Source organism: Deinococcus pimensis DSM 21231, from assembly GCF_000519345.1.
Classification (GTDB): domain Bacteria; phylum Deinococcota; class Deinococci; order Deinococcales; family Deinococcaceae; genus Deinococcus_A; species Deinococcus_A pimensis.
The window spans coordinates 1-846 of the sequence record NZ_KI912631.1; the positions used below are offsets into that span (position 1 = coordinate 1).

Genomic DNA, 846 nt, shown 5'->3' on the forward strand with positions numbered 1-846 from the left:
CCTCCCGCAGCCGCGCCACGACGGGCGCGGCGCGGCCCTCCAGCAGGGCCTTGACGTCCTCCACGACGAGGCCGTACTCGGCGCGGTCGGCCGCGCCGATGCAGGGCGCGAGGCAGCGGCCCATGTGGTGGTTGAGGCAGGGGCGCGGCTTGCGCTGCATGGGCATGCCGCTGTTCTTGCGCAGCGGGAACATCGTGTCGATGAGGTTCTTGACGCGCCGCACGGCCGCGCCGTCCGGGTAGGGGCCGTAGTAGCTGCCGCCGTCGTCCACGACGCGGCGCGTCACGACGAGCATCGGGAAGTCCTCGCTCGTGATCTTGAGGAAGGGGTAGTGCTTGTCGTCCTTGAGCAGCACGTTGTAGTGCGGGCGGTGCTGCTTGATGAGGTTGGCTTCCAGCACGAGCGCCTCGACCTCGTTGCGGACGGTGATGAATTCGAGGTTCTCGGCCTCGCGGGTGAAGCGGCCCGATTTGCCGCCCGCGCGGAAGTGCGAGAAGACCCGGCTGCGGAGGTTGTTCGCCTTCCCGATGTAGATGGGGACGCCGCTCTTCGAGCGGAAGATGTAGACGCCCGGCTGCGTCGGGAGGACGGGAAGCGCTTCGAACTGCATTGCCCCCATTTTACGCTCTGGACGAAGCGGACTTCGTGCATGGAGCGACGGTGAAGGCCGCCCGCGATCAGCGCAGGTTCGCGGTGAGCCACCTCAGCCAGTTCTCGCCCATCACGCCGTCCCGGTGCTCGCCCTGCAGGACGTCCGCGACGCGCGCGAGGTCCGCGCCGCGCTCCAGACCGCGCGGCAGTTCCCGCACGCCGAAGCCGCCGTCGAGGTCCGTGCCGAGGCCCACG

At 69.4% G+C, this 846-nt stretch carries 1 protein-coding gene; it reads right to left on the reverse strand.

All coding sequences use genetic code 11. From position 1 onward, the window contains the following. The coding region (locus DEIPI_RS28385; RefSeq protein ID WP_045233625.1) for a GIY-YIG nuclease family protein at positions 1-610 on the reverse strand (610 nt) is incomplete at its 3' end. Positions 611-846: the final 236 nt, after the last annotated feature.